This window comes from Azospirillum sp. TSH58 (genome assembly GCF_003119115.1).
Taxonomy (GTDB): Bacteria; Pseudomonadota; Alphaproteobacteria; order Azospirillales; family Azospirillaceae; genus Azospirillum.
Genome location: NZ_CP022369.1, coordinates 322,152 through 343,043, shown reverse-complemented (window position 1 = coordinate 343,043; position 20,892 = coordinate 322,152). Strand labels below are relative to the sequence as shown.

Here is a 20,892-nt window from a genome sequence, read left to right as displayed (position 1 = left end):
CCCCATGGACATCTTCGTGCTGGGCGTCGGCGAGGCCGGCGACCCCGACTTTTCCAACTCCTCCGTCGCGGTGACGGCGGACGGCTTCCGCCTGCTGATCGACTGCGGCCATTCGGTGCCGCCGTCGCTGTGGCGGGCGCTGCCCGATCCGGACGCGGTGGACGCCGTGTACTTCACGCACCACCACCCCGACCATTGCTTCGGTCTGGTGCCGGTGCTGATCCGCTGGACCGACGACGGGCGCCGCAAGCCGCTGGAGATCGTCACCACCGCCGAGGGCCGCCGCCAGCTCACCCGCCTGTTCGAGGCGGGCGGCATCGATCCGGAGCGGGCGCGGCGGTTCCCCCTGGTCTGGCGCGAGACGCCCGGCGAGGGGACGGAGGGACGGATCGGCCCCTTCGCCGTGCGCAGCGCGCCGACCTTGCACGCCGTCCCCAACCACGCGATCCGGCTGGAGGCCGGCGGGCGGAGCTTCGCCTATTCGGGCGACGGCCGCCCGACGCGGGAGGCCGAGGACCTCTACCGGGGCGCCGACCTGCTGTTCCAGGAGTGCTTCACCCTGAAGGCCGACCCCACCCAGCCCTTCCACGCCGCCCATGAGGCGCTGGCCGGCTGGCCGGAGCGCCTGGGCATCGGCGCGGTGCGCCTCTACCACGTGCGCCGCGACCAGCGCGGGGCGCTGGCCGCGGCCTGCTCCGGCGACGGCCGGATGGGGCTGGCGCTCCCCGGCGAGCGGATACGGCTCGGCTGACGGGACGGCGCCTTTACAGCGCCGTCAGCACCTCGTCCAGCGTGGCGAGGAACAGCTTGGCGTCCTCGGACGAGAAGACCAGCGGCGGGCGGATCTTCAGGATGTGCCCCTCCTGCCCGGTCGCGCTGATCAGCACCCGGCGCTGGCGCATCCCGTTCACGACGCGCGCCGTCTCCTCCGACGCCGGGGTCTTCAGCTTGCGGTCGCGCACCATCTCGACGCCGATGAACAGCCCGCTGCCGCGCACGTCGCCGATCAGGTCGTGCTTGGCGGCGAGCGCGCGCAGGCCGTCGATCATTTCCGTGCCGACCGCCAGGGCGTTCTCCTGCAGGCGGTCCGCCTTGATCACGCGCAGCACCGCCAGCGCCACCGCGCAGGACACCGGGTTGCCGCCGAAGGTGTTGAAATAGCGCTGGCTCTTGCCGAACGCCTCGATCACCTCCGGCCGGAAGACCGCGCCCGCCACCGGGTGGCCGTTGCCCATCGGCTTGCCGACCGTGACGATGTCGGGCACCAGCCCATGGCGCGCGAAGCCCCACATGTGCGTGCCGAGCCGCCCGAAGCCGGGCTGCACCTCGTCGGCGATGAAGAGGCCGCCGGCCTTGCGCATCACCTCCACCGCCGGGGCGAGGAAGCCGGCCGGGTCGGTGAAGACGCCGCTGCTGGAGAAGATGGTGTCGACCAGCAGCGCCGCCGGGGCGATCCCCTTCTCCCGCAGGTCGGCGATGGCCGCCTCGACGGAGCGGGCGAAGGCGGCGCCGACCTCGGCCTCCGGCAGGCGGTAGCCGTCGGGCGCCGGCACCACGCGGACATGGTCGCCCAGCTTCACGGCGGCGCCCAGCGAAGGCGACATCTCCGCCAGCGCCGAGGTCACGCCGTGGTAGGCGTTGTGCGCGATGACGACGCCGGTGCCGCCGGTGTGGACGCGGGCGACGCGCAGGGCCAGATCGTTGGCCTCGCTGCCGGTGCAGGTCAGCATCAGGTGCGACAGCGCCGCCGGGAATTCCGCCAGGAAGGCTTCGGCGAAGTCGAGGATGCCGTCGGTCAGATAGCGCGTGTGGGTGTTCAGCACGGCCGCCTGCCTGGCCATCGCCTCCACCACCTCCGGCCGCGAATGCCCGACCGAGGCGACGTTGTTGTAGGCGTCCAGATAGCGGTTGCCCTCGGCGTCATAGAGGGACGAGCCCTCCCCGCGCACGACGTGGATCGGGTCGGCGTAGAACAGGCGGTAGGCCGGGCCGAGCAGCTTCTCGCGGCGGGCGATCAGGGCGCGCTCACGCTCCGGCAGGGTCCCGGCGGAGTCGGGCGCGTAGGCGTTGATCATCGTCATGGCGGTTCACACTTTCTGGCAGGCGAGATGGAGCAGGCGGCGGGCGGTGGCGGCCTCGTCGCCGGTCAGCCGGTCCAGGCCGGCGAAGGCGCGTTCGGCGTTGCGCAGGATGTAGGCGGCGTTGGCCGGGTACTCGGCCGCCCGCCAGCCGGTGATGCCGATGGTCAGGGCGAGGCGGCCCGCCACCAGATCGGGCAGCAGTTCCACCTCCTCCGCCGTCAGCGGCAACACGGCGTTGTAGGCGCGGGTCATCTCGACCACGGAGCCGAAGGGCGTCTCGCCGCTGGTGACGTGGTAGGCGAGCGCCGTCGCCAGATCGTTGACCAGCGGCGCCCGCAGCGCATCGCCGAAATCGATGATCCCGGTGACCGCCTCATGCCCGACCGGATCGACCACCGCGTTGTGGGGGTTGAGGTCGTTGTGGATCACCTGATGGCGCAGGGCGGGCAGCCGGGGGGCGATCTCGTCGGTGAAGCGGGCGACGAAGCGCTCGACCATCCCGCGGCGCCGGTCGTCCGCCACATAATGCAGCCGGTCGGCGACGCCGGCGGTGCGGGTGATGTCCCACAGCAGGTCGCGCTCCGAGCCGGGATGCTCGTAGTCGGCCAGCGCCCGGTCCAGCCGGGCCAGCGTCGTTCCCAGCGCCCGCATCAGCCCCGGCGAGGCCGGCGCGGCGTGGAGCGGCGTCCCTTCGAGATAGGTCAGCAACCGCAGAACCATGGCGCTGCCGTCGATCCGGACCGTCGCCTGGGCCTCCCCGTCCAGCGTCGGCACGACCCGCGGCACCGGCAGGGCCGGGTCGCGGGCGGCCACATGCTGCATCGCCCCGGTCTGGAAGCCGGTGACGAGCGGCGGCTCCGCCGGGTTGGTGAACTTCAGCACGTAGCCTTGCCCATTCGGCGTGGCGATGTGGAAGTTGCGGTCGCGCTCGCTGCTCAGCTCGCGGACGGTGCCGGACACGCCGAACCACCGCTGCAGGATGGCGCCGGCCTCCTCCGTGGAGACCGCCGGCGCGGCGGTGGTCAGAACATCACCCGGTGTCGGGGCCGGTGTCATCGCCGGTGTCTCCTCGTGGTTCGAAGCAGTCAATGTTTGATGCATCATATTGGCGGCTGGGTCGGCCTGGGCTGCGGTTGAGTTCGGCATGGGATCAGACGGCGAGCGCCTCGGGACGCACGCCGTCGATCCTCTCCAGGATCGGGCCGCTGGCCAGCAGGATGTCGGCCTGGATGGCGCGGGCGGCGGCGGGGCCGTCGTGACCGCGGATGGCGTCCATCAGCGGGTAATGGTGGTCGATCATCGTGCGCCCGGCGCCGCCATAGACGTCGGCGATCAACGGCCCCATCTGGAGCCAGAGCCGCCGCAGAATGTCGCCGAGCACCGGCATGTCCGCGATCTCGGACACCTTGAAATGGAAGATCTGGTTGAGTTCGGTGGCCAGCGCGGTGTCGCCGGCGGCCATCGCCTCCTCGTTGCGCTTGAGCAGGGCATCCAAGGCCGCGATCTGGGCGGGCGTGGCCTGTTCGGCGGCCCGCGCAGCGGCCAGCCCCTCCAGATTGACCCGGATGTCGCGGATTTCCAGGTAGACGGCGCGGGTCAGCATCGGAACGCGGATGTCGCGCGGCGAGCGCAGCACCAGGGCCTGATCCTGCACCAGCCGCAGGATGGCGTCGCGCACCGGCGTGACGCTCGTCCCCAGCCGGTCGGCGAGATCGCGGATCTTGAGGCGGTCGTTCGGCTTGAAGGCGCCCTTCATCAGGGCCTCGCACAGTTTCTGGTAAATCGTGCCGCCGAGATTGTCGTGTTCAAGAAGGGTGAGATCGAACCCGCTCATCCTCCGCCCTTCCCGCCGCTGCGCGTCATGCGATGTATGATGCATCATAATGCCGTGGAAGCGGCCGAAGGTCAAGACGGCTTAAAGGACCGTACGGCGCTGTCGCATTTGGCCTTCATAGCCCTCTCCCCCGCCAGCATTATTGCACTGGCTGTAATGATGAACTGCCAAACCGGGTCATTCCGGTAACCGGCTGACGGGCGCACTCTCTGTGTGCGGATCGGGATGGTCCCGGCCGGCATCGCAGGAGTCAGCCATGAAGCTCTATCATCACCCGCTGTCGGGCCACGCGCACCGCGCCCGCCTGTTCGTCTCCCTGCTCGGACTGCCGCACGAGCTGGTCGAGGTCGACCTGAAGGCGGGCGCGCACAAGACGCCCGAATTCCTGGCGCTGAACCCGTTCGGTCAGGTGCCCGTGCTGGAGGACGACGGCGTGGTCGTCTCGGACTCGAACGCCATCCTGGTCTATCTGGCGAAGAAGGCCGGGCGCACCGACTGGCTGCCCGAGGACGCCCGGAGTGCGGCGGCCGTCCAGCGCTGGCTGTCGGTCGCGGCCGGCGAGGTCGCCTACGGCCCGGCGGCGGCGCGGCTGGTCACGGTGTTCGGCGCCAGCTTCAATCCCGACGAGGTCATCGGCCGCGCCCACACCCTGCTGAAGAGGCTCGACAGCCACCTGTCCGGCCGCGACTGGCTGGTCGGCGTCCAGCCGACGGTCGCCGACGTCGCCATCTACAGCTACGTCGCCCGCGCCCCGGAAGGCAATGTCGATCTGTCGGGCTATCCGGCCGTCAACGCCTTCCTCCGCCGGGTCGAGGCGCTGCCGGGCTTCGTCCCCTTCGCCCAGACGCCGGCGGGGCTCACCGCCGCTTGACGCTGCGTCCGGGCGCGCACCCCGCGCGCCCGCTTCCTTCACCGAGGAGACCGGACATGGGCGAGACCGCGAAGACGCTGCCGATCTGGCATGAGGGCGAGACGTTCCTGCAGGAGAAGGTCGGAGCCGGCGTCGCCGAACGGATGGCGATGGTGGGGCAGCGGGTCATCCGCGACTTCATGCCCGACCAGCACCGCGACTTCTACGCCCAGCTCCCCTTCATCGTGATCGGCAGCGCCGACCCGGGCGGGGATGCCTGGGCCACCGTGCTGGAGGGCCGCCCCGGTTTCCTGTCCTCGCCGTCGCCGACCGTTCTCGACATCGCCGCGCGGCCGAACGCCGGCGATCCCGCGGCGGCCGGCCTGACCGACGGCCAACCGGTCGGCCTCCTCGGCATCGAGATGAACACGCGGCGGCGCAACCGCATGAACGGCGTCGCCACGACGACGCCCGCCGGATTCCGCGTCGATGTCGACCAGAGTTTCGGGAACTGCCCCCGCTACATCCAGCTGCGCGACGCGACGCTGGCCCGCGATCCCGCCCAGCCCTTCGGCGGCGCCGTCGAGGAGCTGACGGCCCTCGATCCGGCGGCGCGGGCGGTGATCGAGGCGGCGGACGCCTTCTTCGTCGCCTCCTACGCCGACCGTGGCGACCATCGGCAGGTCGACGTGTCGCATCGCGGCGGCAAGGCCGGGTTCGTCCGCGTGGCCGAAGACGGAACGCTCACCATTCCCGATTTCGACGGCAACCTCTTCTTCGCCACGCTCGGCAACATCCTGCTCAACGGACAGGCGGGGCTGCTCTTCGTCGATTTCGCCAGCGGCGATCTGCTGCAGATGACCGGCGACGCCGCCGTGGTCCTGGAGTCACCGGAGATCGCCGCCTTCCAGGGCGCCGAGCGGCTGTGGACGTTCAAGGCGCGCAAAGTCGTCCGCCGGCGCGGCGCCCTGGCCCTGCGCTGGACGTTGCGGGCGGACGGCTGGTCCCCCAGTTCCCTGATGACCGGCGACTGGCGCCAGACCGCCGACCGGCTGCGCGCGGAGGAAACGGCAACGCGCTGGCGGCCGATGACGGTGACGGACATCGTCGAGGAAAGCGCCACCATCCGCTCCTTCCATCTGCGGCCGAACGACGGCGCCGGGCTGTTGCCGCATCTGGCCGGACAGCATCTGCCCATCCGCGTCACCCCGGCGGGCGCCGACACGCCGGTCGTCCGGACCTACACGCTGTCCGTCGCCCCATCGGACGGAACCTATCGGATCAGCGTCAAGCGCGAGGGCCTGGTGTCGCGGCACCTGCACGACCATGTCCGGGTCGGCGACGTCATCGAGGCGCGCGGGCCGGCGGGCGGCTTCACCATCGACGCCCGCGCGACGCGGCCAGCGGTGCTGCTGGCCGGCGGCGTCGGCATCACGCCGCTGCTCGCCATGCTGCGCCACGTGGTCTATGAGGGGCTGCGCACGCAGCGCATCCGCCCGACGATCCTGGTCCACGCGGCGCGCTCAAAAGCGGAGCGTCCGTTCGACCGGGAAATCACCGACCTCGTCACGGCGGCGAACGGTGCCGTCCGGCTCGTCCGCGTCCTCAGCGATCCCGGCGATGCCGCACAGGGAGTCGATTACGACGCGGTGGGCCGCATCGACATGGCGCTGCTGACGCGCGTCCTCGGTTTCAACGATTACGACTTCTATCTCTGCGGGCCGCCCGCCTTCACCCAGGCCCTCTACGACGGCCTGCGCGGCGTCAACATCGCCGACGACCGGATTCACGCGGAAGCGTTCGGGCCGTCGTCCCTGAAGCGGACGGGCAGGACCACGGAAGCCGTCGCCGCACCGCCGCGCCGGCCGCCCGCGACCAGGCCGGTGCCGGTCGCCTTCATGGACACGCTCAAGGAGGCGCGCTGGACACCCGGTTCCGGCACGCTGCTCGACTTGGCCGAGGCGCGCGGCCTCGATCCCGCCTTCAGTTGCCGCGAGGGGACCTGCGGGACCTGCCGCACCAAGCTGCTCAGGGGTGCGGTGACCTACGTCAAGGAGCCGAGCGCGGCGGTCGCCGCGGACGAGGTGCTGCTGTGCTGCGCCGTCCCCGCCGAAGCGGAGACCGGCGAGAACGCTCCCCTTCAGCTCGCGCTCTGACCTGCCCCTTCACCCCTCCCCTCCCCCAAGAAACGACAGGAGTTCGCCATGTCCCGTCCCCCTCTGCCCCCCTTCAATGAAGAATCCGCCATCGAAAAGGTCCGCTTGGCGGAAGACGGCTGGAACAGCCGCGACCCCGCCAAGGTCGCGCTGGCCTACACCACGGATACGCGCTGGCGGAACCGCGCCGAGTTCGCCAACGGCCGTGCCGAGGTCGAAGCCTTCCTGACCCGCAAATGGAACCGCGAGCTGGACTACCGGCTGATCAAGGAGCTGTGGGCGTTCGGCGGCAACCGCATCGCCGTGCGCTACGCCTACGAGTACCACGACGACAGCGGCCAGTGGTTCCGCGCCTACGGCAACGAGAATTGGGAATTCGCCGAGGATGGGCTGATGCGCGTCCGCCACGCCAGCATCAACGAACACCCGATCGCCGAAGCCGACCGCAAGTTCCGTTGGCCGCTGGGCCGTCGTCCGGACGACCATCCGGGCCTCAGCCATTTCGGCTTCTAACCCGGCGGCGCAGGCGGAGGTTGCTATCCGGGGCGGGTTCGGCCACAGACTGTGACGGGGACGTGGCGAAACGGAGGGCGCATGGACCGGCTGCAGGCGATGCGGATCTTCGTGAAGGTCGCGGAAACGGAAAGCTTCGCCGAAACCGCCCGCCATCTGCATCTGAGCGCGCCCGCGGCAACGCGCGCCGTGGCGGCCCTCGAGGATCTCATCGGCGCCCGCCTGTTCGTCCGCACCACGCGCTCGGTCAAGGTGACCGAAGCCGGGGCGCGGTACCTCGAGGACTGCCGCCGCATCCTGTCGGACATCACCGAGGCGGAGGCCGCGGCGGGCGGCGTCTACGCCACCCCCACCGGGACGCTCGCGGTCACCGCCTCCGCGCTGTTCGGGCCGATGCATGTGCTGCCGATCGTGACCGAGTATCTGGACCGCTATCCCGGCATGCGCGCGCAGACCTTCTTCGTCGACCGCCCGGTGAACATCGTTGAGGAGGGCATCGACGTCGCGGTGCGCATCGGGCACCTTCCGGATTCCGGGTTCACGGCCATCCGGGTCGGCACGGTCCGGCGCGTGGTCTGCGGCGCCCCGGCCTATTTCGAGCGCCACGGCGTCCCGCAGACGCCGGCCGACCTCCGACACCACCGCATCGCCGTGTCGACCGGCGCCTGGGCCTCGCCGGAGTGGCGGTTCGCCCGCGACCAGCGGGTGACCATCGACCCGGTCCTGCAATGCAACACCAACGAGGCGGTGATCGCGACCGCCAGGGCGGGCTGGGGCCTCACCCGGGTGCTCCATTACCAGATCGGCCCGGCCCTGCTCGCCGGGGATCTTCGGATCGTGCTCGCCGACCATGAGGAACCGCCCCTGCCCATCCACGTCCTCCACCCCGAGGGACGCCACGCGCCGGCCAAGGTGAGGGCCTTCGTGGACCTCGCCGTGGCCCGCCTGCGCGAGAACCGCTTCCTCAATTAGGCCGGGAGACAGGTCAGGGGATGGTCGGCGCCGGCGTGCTCAGGCTCCACATCGCGTCGAACATGGACGCCTGGAAGGCCGCGAAATCGGCGCTGTCGAGGATCAGCCCGTAGCTCTCGCGCGCCGACGAGATGACCGAAACCTTGCTGCCGTGGATGAAGCAGGTCATCGCGAGGTTGTAGGTGGCGGGCGCGTAGCGCAGTTCGCGTCGCTCCTCCTGGCTCGACGGCCAGATCGGCGCGATGTCGCGCTCCTCCGAGCGGATCACCCGCAGCCAGATGCCGCGCCGCGCCCGCTCCTTGAGGTAGCGCTCCATCTCCTCCAGCCCCGGCTCGACCATCAGTTCCCGCATGGACAGGGTGGCGCGCAGCTCCTTCTCGTCGCCGCTCAGCGTCTCCCACAGGACGGTGCGGATGCCTTCGGGACCGGGGTGGAAGCGGACGTTCGGCTGGCCGTTCTCGTGATGGTACATCGACCGCAGCACCGGCATGACGTCTTCGAGCATCTGCCGCCGCGCCTCGCTGCGCTCCAGCAGGATGCCCGGGTCCTGGGCGACCACGAAGCGGCGCTTGCCGTGATCGACGAAACGAACAAGCCCCTCCGCCTCCAGCTTGGCGAGAGCGTCGTGCGCCGTGGTGCGGGCCATGCCGGCCCCCGCGGCCACCTCCGTGACGGAGCCGCCGCCGAGGCGGATCGTCGTCAGATAGAGCTTGTAGAGCGTCCCCGATATGCCGATCCGGGACAGCTTCTCCTCAAGATTCACCCACGTGCTCCCTTTTGAATCGCGTCGCAACATGCCCGATTTCGCGCCACCCGTCCATCGTCGGTTTTTGCCGATAAAATCCCGACATCCAGCGGCACCCATTTGGCGCAGAGACGATAAAATGGGCTTTTCTCCGGCCAAATGCCCGTTAAAACGGCAAGTTTAGGCCTGAGGAACGGCATTCATTTGTATTTTTCGAATTGACGGATTTTTCCGACACTGTCATCGTTTTGTCGTCGTCCAAGGACGCTGACGTCCCACGAGGCGGCGCCGAACGGTGGAACGAGGGAAGGTGATGGAAGCGAACACGAAAGCCCATGCGGCGGCACCGCCTTTCATGCAGAGGGCGCCGCGCCGCGCCGTGACCCCGCGCATTCTCACGGACCGGTCCTTCCGCGCGGCGATGGGCCTCACGGCCTTCTTCGCCGTCTGGCAGGCTCTGACCTCGCTCGGCATCATCGACGCCTTCCTTCTGCCCTCGCCGGTCGCGGTGGCGGGGGCGCTCTGGCAGATGGCGCTCGACGGCTCGCTGTGGGTCCATCTCGGCGCCAGCCTGCAGCGGGTGGCCGTCGGCTTCGCGCTGGCCTGCGTGGTCGGCATGGCGCTGGGGCTGATGTGCGGCTGGTGGCGCGGCGTCGCGGATTTCGTGCGGCCGGTGGTCGAGGCGCTTCGCCCCATCCCCCCGCTCGCCTGGATCCCGATCACCATCCTGTGGTTCGGGCTCGGCGACGCCGCGTCCTACTTCCTGGTCTTCCTGGGTGCCGTCTTCCCGGCCTTCGTCGCCACCTACACGGCGGTGCGGGGCCTCGACCGGAACCAGATGAACGCGGCGCTCTGCCTCGGCGCGACGCCCTGGCAGCTGTTCACCGACGTGCTGATCCCCGCCTCCCTGCCGATCATCCTGCCGGGCCTGCGGATCGCGCTGGGCGTGGGCTGGATGTGCGTGGTGACCGCCGAGCTGATCGCCGCGCAGACCGGCCTCGGCTACCTGATCCAGCAGTCGCGCATGCTTTTCCAGATCAACAACGTCGTCGCGGGCATGGTGGCCATCGGTCTCGTCGGCTTCGCCATGTCCGCCGTCCTCGAACGGATCGAGCGTCGGGTGAACGCCTGGGCGCCTTCCGAGCGCAACTGAGCAGGAGGCGAAGAACATGGCCGCCAACACCGCACTCAAGACCCCCCACCCGCCCTCCGGCGCGCCGCAGGCCCAGCCGGCCGACATCCAGATCGACATCCGGAATCTGGGCAAGGTCTATGGCGGAACCTCGTCCGACAACATGGTGGTCGCGCTCGACGGGGTCGATCTGCGCATCCGCCGCGGCGAGTTCATCTCGCTGCTCGGCCCCTCGGGCTGCGGGAAGTCGACCCTGCTCGGCATCGTCGCCGGCTTCCAGTCGGCGTCGAGCGGGACGCTCCTGCAGAACGGCCGCCCCATCGTCCGGCCGGACCCGTCGCGCACGGTGGTTTTCCAGGACTACGCGCTGTTCGGCTGGATGACCGTGCAGGAGAACGTGGAGTTCGGGCTGAAGGCCAAGGGCATGGCGAAGAAGCAGCGCGCGGAGATCGCCCGCTCGCTGATCGACATGGTCCGGCTGACCGGCTTCGAGGAGAAGTATCCGCACCAGATCTCCGGCGGCATGAAGCAGCGGGCGGCCATCGCCCGCGCGCTCGCCCCCGACCCCGACATCCTGCTGATGGACGAGCCGTTCGGCGCGCTGGACGCGCAGACCCGCGTGCTGCTGCAGGAGGAGATCGCCCGCATTTCGTCCGAGGCCGGCAAGACGGTGATCTTCGTCACCCACGGCATCGACGAGGCGGTGTTCCTGGCCGACCGCGTGGTGGTGATGAGCCCGCGCCCCGGCCGGGTGCGCGAGGAGGTCGCCGTGCCGCTGCCGCGGCCCCGCACGGCCGAGATGCGCTCCGATCCCTGGTTCGTCTCCACGGTCAACGACCTGTGGGAGACCCTGAAACCCGAATGGCAAAAAGGGGAATGAACGTGACCTCGACACTCTCTCGCCGTCGCTTCGGCCAGCTCGCCGCCGGCGTCGTCGCCGCCGCTACCCTCGCCAAGCCGGCGATCCTCCGCGCGCAGGGCGCGGACGTCGTCAAGATGGGCTGGTTCAACACCACCACCGTGTCGGCACAGATCGCCCATGTGCTGATGCGCACGGACATCGCGGCCCGCAACGGCCTGCGGATGAACATGATCCAGCTCAACGCCTCGCCGGCGGTGAACGAGGCGATCGTGTCGAACGCGGCCGACGTCGGCACGCTGTCCGACTTCGCCGCCGTCACCACCATGGCCGTCGGGGCGCCGGTCACCACCATCGCCTCGCAGGCGCGCTTCCGCTCGGCGGTGCTGGTGACCAAGAAGTCGGGGATCACCGACGTCGCCGGGCTGAAGGGCAAGCAGGTCTACGGCACCTTCGGCATCACCGCCTTCCAGAACGCCCAGGAGGCGATGATCAAGGCCGGCCTCACCCCCGGACGCGACATGACCTTCGTCAATGTCGGGCCGGCAGAGCTGGCCGACGCGGTGGGCGCGCAGCGCATCGACGCCTTCTTCACCTACGACCCGTTCGTGAGCTTCTTCGAGAACGCCGGCTTCGCCCAGGTCGTCTCGGAGAACCTGACCCCGGTCATCGTGCTGACCGCGAACAACCGCTTCTTCAAGGACCGGCCCGAGGTGGCGGAGCGCTTCCTGCTCGCCAACTCCCAGGCGCTGTACTTCGCCAGCCAGAACCACGACCTCGTCAACGGCTGGTTCCGGTCGCTGGAGCCGGCGAAGAACATCCCCGAGGCCGTGCTCGAAAAGGCATCGGGCTACGACCCCGCCTGGAACGCCAAGGCGCCCACCGACATCAGGGCGGCGCTCTCGGACGAGCAGATCCGGAAGCTGAACCAACTCGCCGAATGGGGCGTCGAGGCGAAGCTGCTGCCGCGCCTGCCGGACGTCTCGAAGTTCGTCGACACGACCATCGCCGGCAAGGTGGACGCCGCCTTCGCCGCTCAGGCTTTCGATCCGACGACGGTCAAGATCGCCGGCTGAGCGGCCGGCAATCCCGACGCATCGCGCAGGACGGGGCGGCGGCCGTGCCGGGCCGCGCCGAAGGAGACTTCATGACTCTACAACTTGACGACGCGGCACAACTTGACGACGCGGCCCGGCCGGGCACCGACGACGCCGCCATCCCTGCCTCCGCCATGCGCCATTTCGACTTCGCCACGCTTCCGGCGCCCGACCGTTACCGCCTTCTGACCGCCGCGGTCCTGCCGCGGCCGATCGCCTGGGCGGTCACCCGCTCGGCGGAGGGCCGGGTGAACGCGGCCCCCTACTCCTTCTTCAACGTCTTCGGCTCCGACCGGCCGGTGGTCTGTCTCGGCGTGCTCGCGCGCCCCGACCGGCCGAAGGACACGGCGGTCAACATCCGGGCGACGCGGGAGTTCGTGATCAACCTCGTCCCCTTCGCGCTCGCGGAGGCGATGAACCTCACCTGCGTCGAGGCGCCGCCCGAGGTGGACGAAACCCGGTTCGCCGGGCTCGCCACCCTGCCGAGCGTCGCGGTCCGGCCGCCGCGCATCGCTGCCTCGCCGGTCGCCTTCGAATGCCGTCTGATCCACGAGTTCGAAAGCGGTCCCGGACAGTGGCTGTTCGTAGGCGAGGTGCTGCACGCCCATGTCGCGACGCGCGTCCTGACCGGCAACCCCGAACGCCCCCGCATCGACCATGAGGCGCTCGACCTCGTCGCCCGCATGCACGGCCCCTCGGCCTATCTGCGCACCCGCGACGTCTTCGATCTGGCGAGGCCGGTCTGGGCCGACACCGCGCCCCGATCCAACGAACCACACTGCAAGGAACGACAAGCATGACCAAGGTTAAAGTGGCCGCGGTGCAGGCGGCGACGGTGCCGTTCGACGCCGCCGCGGCGACCGCGCGCACGGTCGACCTGATCGCCGAGGCGGCGGCCACCGGCGCGTCGCTCGCCGTCTTCCCGGAAGCCTTCATCGGCGGCTACCCGAAGGGGCTCGACTTCGGCTGCTCGATCGGCCGGCGCACGGCGGAGGGGCGCGCCGACTTCGCCCGCTACGTCCGCGGCGCGATCACGGTGCCGGGACCGGAGACCGAGACGCTGTCGGCGGCCTGCGCGCGGCACGGCATCCACGCGGTCGTCGGCGTCATCGAGCGCGACGGCGGCACGCTCTACTGCACGGTGCTCTACCTGTCGCCGGACGGCCGGATGGGCAAGCACCGCAAGGTGATGCCGACCGGGTCGGAGCGGCTGGTCTGGGGGTTCGGCGACGGCTCGACCCTCACCGTCATGGACACGCCGTTCGGCCGTGTCGGCGGCGCCATCTGCTGGGAGCATTACATGCCGCTGATGCGCGCGGCCTACTACGCCAAGGGTGTCCAGCTTTGGGCGGCGCCGACGGCGGACGACCGCGAGAGCTGGATCGCCACCATGCGCCACGTCGCCATGGAGGGCCGCTGCTTCGTGATCGGCGCCTGTCAGGTGATGCGCCGCTCCGACTTCCCGGAGGACTACGCCAGCCGCATCGACGCCGGGCCGGACGAGTGGATGATGCACGGCCGCTCGGTCATCGTCGGGCCGCTCGGCGAGATCCTGGCCGGCCCGCTGGTCGACGCGGAGGGCATCCTGACCGCCGAGGTGGACGTCGAGGATCTGATCGGCGCCAAGCTCGACTTCGATCCGGTGGGCCATTACGCGCGGCCGGACCTGTTCAGCATGCGCGTCGACGAGACCCCGCGCGCGCCGGTCGCCACGGTGCGCGAGGCCGCCCTTCCGGAGCGCAACGAGACGGTCGAAGAAGCGGCCTGACGGGCAGGGTGATCGCGTTTAAAATTCCCTCTCCCCTCTGGGGAGAGGGCTATAAAGGTCAAATGCGATTGCCCTGGCCCGCGCGGCGATTAATGCCGGTTAATGATCGGCACCTTGTAACTGATAATGCTTCTCATGATCATTTGCGGGAGATTTGGCCCTGTCCGGACGGGCCGACCACACCGCATCTTGTCAAGGGAAGCCCCCAATGCCCGACACCCGCCTGCCAATCGTCGATCCGATCCTGTCCACCCTCCCCGGCTGGGAGAACAGCGCCGCCGCCCGTCCGACGCGGCTCGAGGTGGACTGGACCGACGCCCTGAGGAAGCTGGACGTCCTGGGGACGGTCCGGGTCGTCACCGGCAACCGCAGCATCACCCACGGGAAGACCGGGCGCTTCGGCAACGTCGACGGCAACGGCCCGGCCCTGATCGTGCTGAACCGCGAGGTCGATCTGCGCGTCTTCCCGCGCCACTGGGCCATCACCGTCCACACGCCGGAAAGCGAAGGCGAGGCCGAGGCCATCCGTGTCTTCAACCGGCACGGCCGCGCCGTCCACGCCATCCACCGCACCGCCGAGACGAACGCCGCCGCCTGGGACGCCTTCCTGATCCTGCACCGCGCCGCCGACCAGGACGCGCCGGCCCTGGAGCCGCTGCCCGCCCCCGCCGCCGAGCGGCCCGACGCCGAGATCGACGTGGAGGGGCTGCGCGCCGCCTGGAGCGCGATGACCGACGTGCACGAGTTCTTCGGCATGCTGAAGACCTTCGGGGTCGGGCGCCGGCAGGCGCTGCGCCTCGCCGGGCCGGGCTTCGCGCGGGAGCTGCCGGCCGCCGTCGCCCTGCCGCTGCTGGAGGCGGCGCGCGACCGCCGTCTGGACATCATGATCTTCGTCGGCAACGCCGGCTGCATCCAGATCCACACCGGCACGGTGGACCATCCGGCGGCGGCCGACGGGCTGCTGCGCATCGACGATCCCGGCTTCACCCTGCGCGCCGTCCAGGGGCGGCTGTCCAGCGCCTGGATCGTCCACAAGCCGACCGACAAGGGCGGCATCACCACCGTCGAGCTGTACGACGACCGGGGCGACAACGCCGCCATCCTGTGCGGCCAGCGCGACGAGGACAAGCCGGAACGGGCGGAGTGGCGCGCGCTCGCCGCCGAGCTGCCGGCGCTCGCCGCGTCCCTGTGAGGGGCGGGGACCGGCCGATGAGACGCCTGCGTTTCCTTCCCGCGGCGGTCGCCGCCTCCCTCGCCCTCACCGCCGCCACCCTGGCCGGGGCGGCGGAGCGGCGCATCGTCACCGTCGGCCCGCCGGTGACCGAGCTGGTCTACGCGCTCGGCGACGGCGGCTCGGTCGTCGGGCGCGACACCAGCAGCCATTACCCGCAGCCCGTGAACGGCCTGCCCGATGTCGGCTACATGCGCGCCCTCTCGGCGGAGGGGGTGATGTCGCTGGCCCCGACCCACGTCCTGGCGATCCAGGGCGCCGGCCCCGAGACGACGCTCGACCAGCTGCGGGCGCTCGGCGTCACGGTGGAAGTCGTGCCGGAAACGCCGACTTTGACCGGGCTGCTCGACAAGGTGGAGCGGGTCGCCCGCCTGCTCGGCCGGGAGGCGGAGGGGCGGCGCCTGGCGGACTCGCTGAATCGCGACCTCGCCGCGCTGGCCGCCGTCGCCGCCAAGTCCGACGCCAAGTCCGGGACAAAGGACGGCGCACCGGTCGTGCTCGGCGTGGTCGGCGGCGGACCCGGCGGGCTGATGGCGGCAGGCAGCCGCTCCGTCCCCGCCGCGCTGATCGCCATGGCCGGCGGGCGCAACGCCCTGGCGGTGGAGCGCGACTATGTGCCGATGTCGTCGGAGGCGGTTTTGGCCGCAGCACCCGACGTGCTTCTGGTCAGCCGGTCGCTGATCGACCGTTCGGGCGGGCTCGACCCGTTCCTGGCGACGCCGCAGCTCGCCCTGTCCCCGGCGGCCAAGGCCCGGCGGGTGGCGGTGGTGGACGGCGCGCTGCTGATGGGGCTCGGCCCCCGCACGGCGGAGGCGGTCGCCGAACTCAGCCGCGTGCAGGGCACCTCTTCCCAAGGACAACCATGAGCCTCACCCTGACCATGCCGTCCTCCCGGAAACAAGACCGGGCGGCGCCGGCCGTCCGCCGCCCGCCGCTCGTCCCCGTGCTGGCGGCGCTGGCCGTGGCGCTGGCGCTGGCCGTGCTGACCGCCGTCGCGACGGGCGGCGTGTCCGTCCCGCTCGACCGCAGCCTGTCCCACCTCGCCTCCCTGCTCGGCCTGCCCGGCACGCCGCTGTCGGAGCGCGACTGGATGGTGCTGACCATGTTGCGCCTGCCGCGCATCGTCCTGGCCGCCGCGGTCGGGGTGACGCTGGGCGTGGCGGGGGTGGCGCTCCAGGCCGTCTTCCGCAACCCGCTGGCCGATCCGGGGCTGGTCGGCGTGTCGAGCGGCGCGGCGCTGGCCGGTTCCGCCGCCATGGTGCTGGGGGTGTCGGGGCTGGGGCTGGCGCGCAGCGGCCTGTCGCTCGCCACCGTGCTGCCGCTGGCCGCCTTCCTCGGCGCGCTGGCCGCCACCGTGCTGATCCTGGCGATCTCCCGCCGCGACGGGCGCAACTCCCCCGCCACCATGCTGCTGGCGGGCATCGCGGTGAACGCCATGGGCGGGGCCGGCATCGGGCTGTTCAGCTACCTCGGCGACGATCTGGCGCTGCGCCAGATGACCTTCTGGATGATGGGCGGCTTCGGCGGCTCGGGCTGGGCGCAGATCGGACCGGCGATGCTCCTGATGGGGCTGGCGACCGCCGGGCTGCTGGCCGGGGCGCGGCGGCTCGACCTGTTCGCCATGGGCGAGCGGGAGGCCTTCCTCCAGGGCCTCGACCCGCACCGCTTCGCCGTGCGCACGGTGCTGCTGGTGGCGCTGGGCGTCGGGGCGGCGGTGGCGGTGTCCGGCCTGATCGGCTTCGTCGGGCTGATCGTGCCGCACGTCATGCGGATTCTTCTGGGGCCGGTGCACCGCCGGCTGATGCCGGCGACGGCGCTGGCGGCGGCGGTCCTGCTGGTCCTGGCCGACACGGTGGCCCGCAGCATCGCCGCCCCGGCCGACGTGCCGGCCGGCCTGCTGCTGGGCGCCGTCGGCGGTCCCTTCTTCCTGTGGCTTCTGCGCCGCCGCGCCGGCGCGCTGGGAGGGGCCTGACCATGCTGGAAGCGATCGACGCCGGCCTGACCATCGGCCGCGCCCGCCTGCTCGACGGCGTGACCGCCGCGGTGCGGCCCGGCCGGGTCCTGGCCATCCTGGGCCCCAACGGGGCCGGCAAGTCCACCCTGCTCTCCCTCCTGTCCGGGGAGCGGCGGCCGACCGCCGGGCGCGCCCTGCTCGACGGAGTGGCAATGGCGGCCATCCCGGCGCCGCGGCTGGCCGTCCGCCGCGCCCTGGTGGCGCAGCACCAAGCGGTCGCCTTCGCCTTCTCGGTGGAGGAGGTGATGGAGCTGGCGACCGAGCCCTGGCTGATCCGCCCCGGCGACCGGCGGGCGCTGATCGCCGACTGCCTGATGCGCGCCGGGGCCGGGGGGCTGGCCGGCCGGTTGATGCCCCAGCTCTCCGGTGGCGAGCGCCAGCGCGTCGCCTTCGCCCGCGCGCTCGCGCAATTGGCCGCCGGTCGGCACGGGCGCGACGTGGCGGGGCCGTCCTATCTGCTGCTGGACGAGCCGACGGCCAGCCTCGACCCCGCCCACCAGCACCATCTGCTGCGGGCGGCGCGCGACTGGGTGGAGCGGACCGGCGGCGGCTGCGCGGTGATCCTGCACGACCTGACGCTGGCCGCGCGCTACGCCGACGACGGGCTGCTGCTGGCCGGCGGGCGCGTCGCCTGGACCGGGGCCATGACCGGCCTGCCGGTGCCGGTGCTGGAGCGCGTCTTCGGCACGGCCTTCGTCCGGCTCGACCTGCCGGAGGCGGAGGGCGTGGTCTACGCCGCCACGGGGCGCGCGGCGGCGTCTGGAAAAATCAATTGCGAATGATTATTAATAGCAAATAAGGGACGGGATGGGCGCCCGAGAGAGGCGCCCCGGAAAGGCGTTGGGGGAGGGGACGGTGCGTGTTCTGATCGTTGAGGACGACGCGGCGGTCAGCTACTGGATCGGGGCGAAGCTCGGCGGCTCCGGCCATTCCTGCCGCTTCGCCGGCGATGGCGAGGACGCGCTGCGCCTGCTGCGCGAGGAGGCGTTCGACGTGGTGGTGCTGGACCGCATGCTGCCCAAGCTGGACGGCATGGAGGTGCTGAGGCGCCTGCAGGGCACCCGCCACCCGCCGGTCCTTGTGCTGTCCGCCCTGGACGAGACGACGGAGCGGGTGGCCGGGCTGCGCGCCGGGGCCGACGACTATCTGGGCAAGCCCTTCGACTTCGCCGAGCTGCTGGTCCGGCTGGAGCATCTGGCGACCCGCCGCGCCGCCCTCGCCGGGGCCGGCGACGTGCTGGAGGTCGCCGATCTGGTGATGGACGTCACCCGCCGGCATGTGACCCGGCGCGGCGTGCCCATCGAGCTGACCGACAAGGAGTTCAAGCTCCTGCACATCCTGATGAGCAACCCCGGCCGCACCGTGACCCGCAGCATGCTGCTGGAGAAGGCCTGGGGCTACGGCTTCAACCCGCCGACCAATCTGGTGGAGGTCCATGTCTTCAAGCTGCGGGCGAAGATCGACAAGGATTTCGACCCGCCGCTTCTGAAGACCGTGCGGGCCATCGGCTATGTCCTGGGCTAAGCCGCGCGACGTTGGCCCATCCTGGGTCCGGAGAGTCCGCCGCCATCTCGACACGCGCAGCTTCCGTCAGGCCATGGCCATCGGCGCGGTCTTCCTGGTGGTGGCCGGCGCCGCCGTGCTGTGGAGCCGCGCCCTGCTGGTCGAGCTCGTCAACGAGCATGTCGGCGACCTGCTGGAGCGCGACCAGGAAACGCAGCGCCTGCACGGCGGCTTCGGCGACGCCGCCGCCCTGGTCGCGGAGCTGCGCCGCCGCGAGCGCTTCGCGCCGGAGGGCACGCGGCGGCGCATCGTGATCGACCGCGACGGCCGCGTGCTCTACGGCGACGAGGCGATGGCCCGGCGCCTGCTCGCCGTCATCGCCTGCGGCGGACCGGCCCCCTGCGAGACCGGCCGCATCGACCAGCGCGGCGACGGCTGGAAGGTGCGCGGGATGGTGGTGCGGCTGGGCGACGGCGGGCGCTACGTCAACGCCTACGACCTCCAGCCCATGCTCGACCAGCTCCGCGCCGTGCCGCTGGCGGCGGGCTGCGGCGTGCTGGTGTTCCTGCTGACCAGCGTCGCCTTCGGCATCCGCTTCAGCGCGGGCACGCTGCGCCGGGTGTCGGCCATCACCATGGCGCTGACCTCCTACGCGGCGGGCGACCGCGACCGCCGCGTCGCCATCACCGGCCCGGACGACGAGTTCGCACGGCTCGGCCGCGAGATCAACCGCACGCTCGACCGCGTGACCCGGCTGGTCGAGGAGGTCTCCAGCGTGTCGAGCAGCATCGCGCACGAGATGCGCACGCCGCTGACCCACCTGCACAACCGGCTGGTCACCATCGCCGAGAACTGCCCCGACGACGCCCTGCGCCGCGAGTTGGAGGAGGGGATCGAGGAGACGCGGCGCATCCAGCACCTGTTCCGCGCCATCATGCGGCTGGGCGAAATCGAGACCGGGCGCTGCACCCTGGCGGTGGAGCCGCTCGACGCCAAGGCGCTGCTGGACGAGGTGGCCGAATCCTACCTGCCGCTGGCCGAGGGCACCGGCACCGTCATCACCGTCGCCGTGGAGCGCGACCTCGATCTGCGCGGCGACCGCACGCTGCTGTTCCAGACCATCGCCAATCTGGTGGACAACGCCCTGAAATACGCGCCGGGCGAAGCGCTGCACCTGTCGGCCGGGCGGCGTGACGGCTGGAATGAGATCGTGGTGGCCGACCGCGGCCGGGGCTTGGCGCCCGGCCAGCGCGCGCTCGCCGTGCAGCGCTTCTGCCGGCTCGACCCGTCGGACCGGGTGCCCGGCCATGGGCTCGGCCTCGCCATCGTGGACGCCATCGCCCGGCTGCACGGCGGCGCCCTGCGGCTGGAGGACAACGGGCCGGGCCTGCGCGCCGTGGTCCGGCTGGAACGCCGGGGCCGCCCGGTGACCGCCCCTCCCCTGCCCCCGCCGTTCCCGGCGCCATCACCGTCCTTCTCCATTAAGCGAAATTAAGCGAAGGGCCGTTGAGCCGATTTGCGAATGCGAATTATTCTCAAACTAGTTCGCAACCGACGCTTCGGACCGCCTCCATGCCGCACAGCCCCCAAACCGCTCCATCCCCCGACACGCTCGCCGCCCTGCGCGGGCGCCTCGCCGCCGCGCCGAACGGCGTGCTGGAGGCGGTCGCGGCGGAGAACCGCGTCAGCCTGCTCACCGTCACCGAATGCCTGCCGGACGCCTTCCGCGCCTTCGCGCCGGGAGAAACCGCCGAGGCGGCGATGCTGGACATGGCGGAGTGGGGCACGGTCACCGTGCTGGTGCACAGCGCCGACCTCGTCCTGGAATGCAAGGGACCGCTGCCGCGCGGGCAGTTCGGGCGCGGCTTCTACAACCTTGCCGGCGGCAGCCCGATCGGCGGCCACATCCGGCTGGACCGCTGCCGCACCGTCGGCTTCGTCCGCCGGCCCTTCATGAGCAGCGCCGACAGCGCCTCCGTCGTCTTCTTCAACGGTGATGGGGAGGCGATGTTCAAGGTCTTCGTCGGCCGCGACGACGCCCGCCAGCTTCTGCCCGATCAGGTGGAGCGGTTCGAGTCCTTGAAGGCCCGCCTGTGTGGGGCGCCGGGCCAGACCGCCTGAATTGGCGCCGGGCCGC

At 71.1% G+C, this 20,892-nt stretch carries 21 protein-coding genes; 17 read left to right on the top strand and 4 right to left on the bottom strand.

Annotated elements, in window-relative coordinates; genetic code table 11:
* The first annotated feature begins 4 nt into the window (after nucleotides 1–4).
* Nucleotides 5–751, top strand: coding sequence for an MBL fold metallo-hydrolase (locus tag TSH58p_RS31880; RefSeq protein ID WP_109069007.1), 747 nt, complete (start codon nucleotides 5–7; stop codon nucleotides 749–751).
* Nucleotides 752–764: 13 nt separating this feature from the next.
* Here TSH58p_RS31880 and TSH58p_RS31875 read toward each other — a convergent pair whose 3' ends face one another.
* From TSH58p_RS31875 to TSH58p_RS31865, 3 genes are all read right to left on the bottom strand, one after another.
* Nucleotides 765–2,081 carry an aspartate aminotransferase family protein gene (locus TSH58p_RS31875; protein WP_109069006.1) on the bottom strand — a complete coding sequence of 439 codons (1,317 nt, stop codon included), beginning with the start codon at nucleotides 2,079–2,081 and terminating at the stop codon, nucleotides 765–767.
* 6 nt (nucleotides 2,082–2,087) lie between these two features.
* Nucleotides 2,088–3,137 carry a phosphotransferase gene (locus TSH58p_RS31870; RefSeq protein ID WP_109069005.1) on the bottom strand — a complete coding sequence of 350 codons (1,050 nt, stop codon included), beginning with the start codon at nucleotides 3,135–3,137 and terminating at the stop codon, nucleotides 2,088–2,090.
* A 94-nt stretch (nucleotides 3,138–3,231) separates the two neighbouring features.
* Nucleotides 3,232–3,915 carry a GntR family transcriptional regulator gene (locus tag TSH58p_RS31865; protein WP_162600110.1) on the bottom strand — a complete coding sequence of 228 codons (684 nt, stop codon included), beginning with the start codon at nucleotides 3,913–3,915 and terminating at the stop codon, nucleotides 3,232–3,234.
* Between the two features lie 256 nt (nucleotides 3,916–4,171).
* Between TSH58p_RS31865 and TSH58p_RS31860 the strand changes: the two genes are divergently transcribed.
* From TSH58p_RS31860 to TSH58p_RS31845, 4 genes are all read left to right on the top strand, one after another.
* The gene (locus tag TSH58p_RS31860) at nucleotides 4,172–4,786 is read left to right on the top strand and encodes a glutathione S-transferase family protein (protein ID WP_109069004.1); all 615 of its coding nucleotides are present in this window, start codon (nucleotides 4,172–4,174) and stop codon (nucleotides 4,784–4,786) included.
* Between the two features lie 56 nt (nucleotides 4,787–4,842).
* Nucleotides 4,843–6,921 (top strand): pyridoxamine 5'-phosphate oxidase family protein, encoded by a 2,079-nt coding sequence (locus TSH58p_RS31855; protein WP_109069003.1) that lies wholly within the window; start codon nucleotides 4,843–4,845, stop codon nucleotides 6,919–6,921.
* Nucleotides 6,922–6,969: 48 nt separating this feature from the next.
* The gene (locus tag TSH58p_RS31850; RefSeq protein ID WP_109069002.1) at nucleotides 6,970–7,434 is read left to right on the top strand and encodes a nuclear transport factor 2 family protein; all 465 of its coding nucleotides are present in this window, start codon (nucleotides 6,970–6,972) and stop codon (nucleotides 7,432–7,434) included.
* Nucleotides 7,435–7,515: 81 nt separating this feature from the next.
* Entirely contained in the window at nucleotides 7,516–8,406 is an 891-nt protein-coding gene (locus tag TSH58p_RS31845) for a LysR family transcriptional regulator (RefSeq protein ID WP_109069001.1), read from the top strand.
* Between the two features lie 13 nt (nucleotides 8,407–8,419).
* Here TSH58p_RS31845 and TSH58p_RS31840 read toward each other — a convergent pair whose 3' ends face one another.
* Complete coding sequence (locus TSH58p_RS31840) at nucleotides 8,420–9,169, bottom strand: TrmB family transcriptional regulator (RefSeq protein ID WP_199230067.1); 750 nt, start codon at nucleotides 9,167–9,169, stop codon at nucleotides 8,420–8,422.
* Between the two features lie 295 nt (nucleotides 9,170–9,464).
* On the opposite strand from TSH58p_RS31840, the gene TSH58p_RS31835 reads away from it, so the two are divergent.
* The 12 genes from TSH58p_RS31835 (at nucleotide 9,465) to hutX (ending at nucleotide 20,876) form a co-directional block, all read left to right on the top strand.
* Complete coding sequence (locus TSH58p_RS31835; protein ID WP_109069000.1) at nucleotides 9,465–10,304, top strand: ABC transporter permease; 840 nt, start codon at nucleotides 9,465–9,467, stop codon at nucleotides 10,302–10,304.
* Nucleotides 10,305–10,320: 16 nt separating this feature from the next.
* On the top strand, nucleotides 10,321–11,163 hold the full coding sequence (locus TSH58p_RS31830) for an ABC transporter ATP-binding protein (RefSeq protein WP_109068999.1): 843 nt from the start codon (nucleotides 10,321–10,323) through the stop codon (nucleotides 11,161–11,163).
* Nucleotides 11,160–12,218 (top strand): ABC transporter substrate-binding protein, encoded by a 1,059-nt coding sequence (locus tag TSH58p_RS31825; RefSeq protein WP_247873915.1) that lies wholly within the window; start codon nucleotides 11,160–11,162, stop codon nucleotides 12,216–12,218. The genes TSH58p_RS31830 and TSH58p_RS31825 overlap by 4 nt, the downstream gene beginning before the upstream one ends.
* Nucleotides 12,219–12,289: 71 nt before the next feature.
* Nucleotides 12,290–13,039, top strand: a complete 750-nt coding sequence (locus tag TSH58p_RS31820) for a flavin reductase family protein (RefSeq protein WP_348981722.1) — start codon at nucleotides 12,290–12,292, stop codon at nucleotides 13,037–13,039.
* Nucleotides 13,036–14,007 (top strand): carbon-nitrogen hydrolase family protein, encoded by a 972-nt coding sequence (locus TSH58p_RS31815; RefSeq protein WP_109068996.1) that lies wholly within the window; start codon nucleotides 13,036–13,038, stop codon nucleotides 14,005–14,007. The genes TSH58p_RS31820 and TSH58p_RS31815 overlap by 4 nt, the downstream gene beginning before the upstream one ends.
* 208 nt (nucleotides 14,008–14,215) lie before the next feature.
* The gene (locus tag TSH58p_RS31810) at nucleotides 14,216–15,199 is read left to right on the top strand and encodes a ChuX/HutX family heme-like substrate-binding protein (protein WP_109068995.1); all 984 of its coding nucleotides are present in this window, start codon (nucleotides 14,216–14,218) and stop codon (nucleotides 15,197–15,199) included.
* Nucleotides 15,200–15,216: 17 nt separating this feature from the next.
* Nucleotides 15,217–16,104, top strand: a complete 888-nt coding sequence (locus TSH58p_RS31805; RefSeq protein WP_109068994.1) for a hemin ABC transporter substrate-binding protein — start codon at nucleotides 15,217–15,219, stop codon at nucleotides 16,102–16,104.
* Complete coding sequence (locus TSH58p_RS31800) at nucleotides 16,101–17,210, top strand: iron ABC transporter permease (protein WP_109068993.1); 1,110 nt, start codon at nucleotides 16,101–16,103, stop codon at nucleotides 17,208–17,210. The genes TSH58p_RS31805 and TSH58p_RS31800 overlap by 4 nt, the downstream gene beginning before the upstream one ends.
* A gap of 2 nt (nucleotides 17,211–17,212) precedes the next feature.
* Nucleotides 17,213–18,034 (top strand): ATP-binding cassette domain-containing protein, encoded by an 822-nt coding sequence (locus TSH58p_RS31795; protein ID WP_109068992.1) that lies wholly within the window; start codon nucleotides 17,213–17,215, stop codon nucleotides 18,032–18,034.
* Between the two features lie 73 nt (nucleotides 18,035–18,107).
* Nucleotides 18,108–18,776, top strand: a complete 669-nt coding sequence (locus TSH58p_RS31790; RefSeq protein ID WP_109069082.1) for a response regulator transcription factor — start codon at nucleotides 18,108–18,110, stop codon at nucleotides 18,774–18,776.
* 73 nt (nucleotides 18,777–18,849) lie between these two features.
* Complete coding sequence (locus TSH58p_RS31785) at nucleotides 18,850–20,250, top strand: HAMP domain-containing sensor histidine kinase (protein WP_247873914.1); 1,401 nt, start codon at nucleotides 18,850–18,852, stop codon at nucleotides 20,248–20,250.
* A gap of 77 nt (nucleotides 20,251–20,327) precedes the next feature.
* Nucleotides 20,328–20,876, top strand: a complete 549-nt coding sequence (hutX, locus tag TSH58p_RS31780) for a heme utilization cystosolic carrier protein HutX (RefSeq protein ID WP_199230066.1) — start codon at nucleotides 20,328–20,330, stop codon at nucleotides 20,874–20,876.
* Nucleotides 20,877–20,892 lie beyond the last annotated feature (16 nt).

Bases quoted from the DNA above. Each gene is read 5' to 3' on its own strand.
- TSH58p_RS31880 (WP_109069007.1), top strand. From the start codon at position 5: ATGGACATCTTCGTGCTGGGCGTCGGCGAGGCCGGCGACCCCGACTTT.
- TSH58p_RS31875 (WP_109069006.1), bottom strand. From the start codon at position 2,081: ATGACGATGATCAACGCCTACGCGCCCGACTCCGCCGGGACCCTGCCG.
- TSH58p_RS31870 (WP_109069005.1), bottom strand. From the start codon at position 3,137: ATGACACCGGCCCCGACACCGGGTGATGTTCTGACCACCGCCGCGCCG.
- TSH58p_RS31865 (WP_162600110.1), bottom strand. From the start codon at position 3,915: ATGAGCGGGTTCGATCTCACCCTTCTTGAACACGACAATCTCGGCGGC.
- TSH58p_RS31860 (WP_109069004.1), top strand. From the start codon at position 4,172: ATGAAGCTCTATCATCACCCGCTGTCGGGCCACGCGCACCGCGCCCGC.
- TSH58p_RS31855 (WP_109069003.1), top strand. From the start codon at position 4,843: ATGGGCGAGACCGCGAAGACGCTGCCGATCTGGCATGAGGGCGAGACG.
- TSH58p_RS31850 (WP_109069002.1), top strand. From the start codon at position 6,970: ATGTCCCGTCCCCCTCTGCCCCCCTTCAATGAAGAATCCGCCATCGAA.
- TSH58p_RS31845 (WP_109069001.1), top strand. From the start codon at position 7,516: ATGGACCGGCTGCAGGCGATGCGGATCTTCGTGAAGGTCGCGGAAACG.
- TSH58p_RS31835 (WP_109069000.1), top strand. From the start codon at position 9,465: ATGGAAGCGAACACGAAAGCCCATGCGGCGGCACCGCCTTTCATGCAG.
- TSH58p_RS31830 (WP_109068999.1), top strand. From the start codon at position 10,321: ATGGCCGCCAACACCGCACTCAAGACCCCCCACCCGCCCTCCGGCGCG.
- TSH58p_RS31825 (WP_247873915.1), top strand. From the start codon at position 11,160: ATGAACGTGACCTCGACACTCTCTCGCCGTCGCTTCGGCCAGCTCGCC.
- TSH58p_RS31820 (WP_348981722.1), top strand. From the start codon at position 12,290: ATGACTCTACAACTTGACGACGCGGCACAACTTGACGACGCGGCCCGG.
- TSH58p_RS31815 (WP_109068996.1), top strand. From the start codon at position 13,036: ATGACCAAGGTTAAAGTGGCCGCGGTGCAGGCGGCGACGGTGCCGTTC.
- TSH58p_RS31810 (WP_109068995.1), top strand. From the start codon at position 14,216: ATGCCCGACACCCGCCTGCCAATCGTCGATCCGATCCTGTCCACCCTC.
- TSH58p_RS31805 (WP_109068994.1), top strand. From the start codon at position 15,217: ATGAGACGCCTGCGTTTCCTTCCCGCGGCGGTCGCCGCCTCCCTCGCC.
- TSH58p_RS31800 (WP_109068993.1), top strand. From the start codon at position 16,101: ATGAGCCTCACCCTGACCATGCCGTCCTCCCGGAAACAAGACCGGGCG.
- TSH58p_RS31795 (WP_109068992.1), top strand. From the start codon at position 17,213: ATGCTGGAAGCGATCGACGCCGGCCTGACCATCGGCCGCGCCCGCCTG.
- TSH58p_RS31785 (WP_247873914.1), top strand. From the start codon at position 18,850: ATGGCCATCGGCGCGGTCTTCCTGGTGGTGGCCGGCGCCGCCGTGCTG.
- hutX (WP_199230066.1), top strand. From the start codon at position 20,328: ATGCCGCACAGCCCCCAAACCGCTCCATCCCCCGACACGCTCGCCGCC.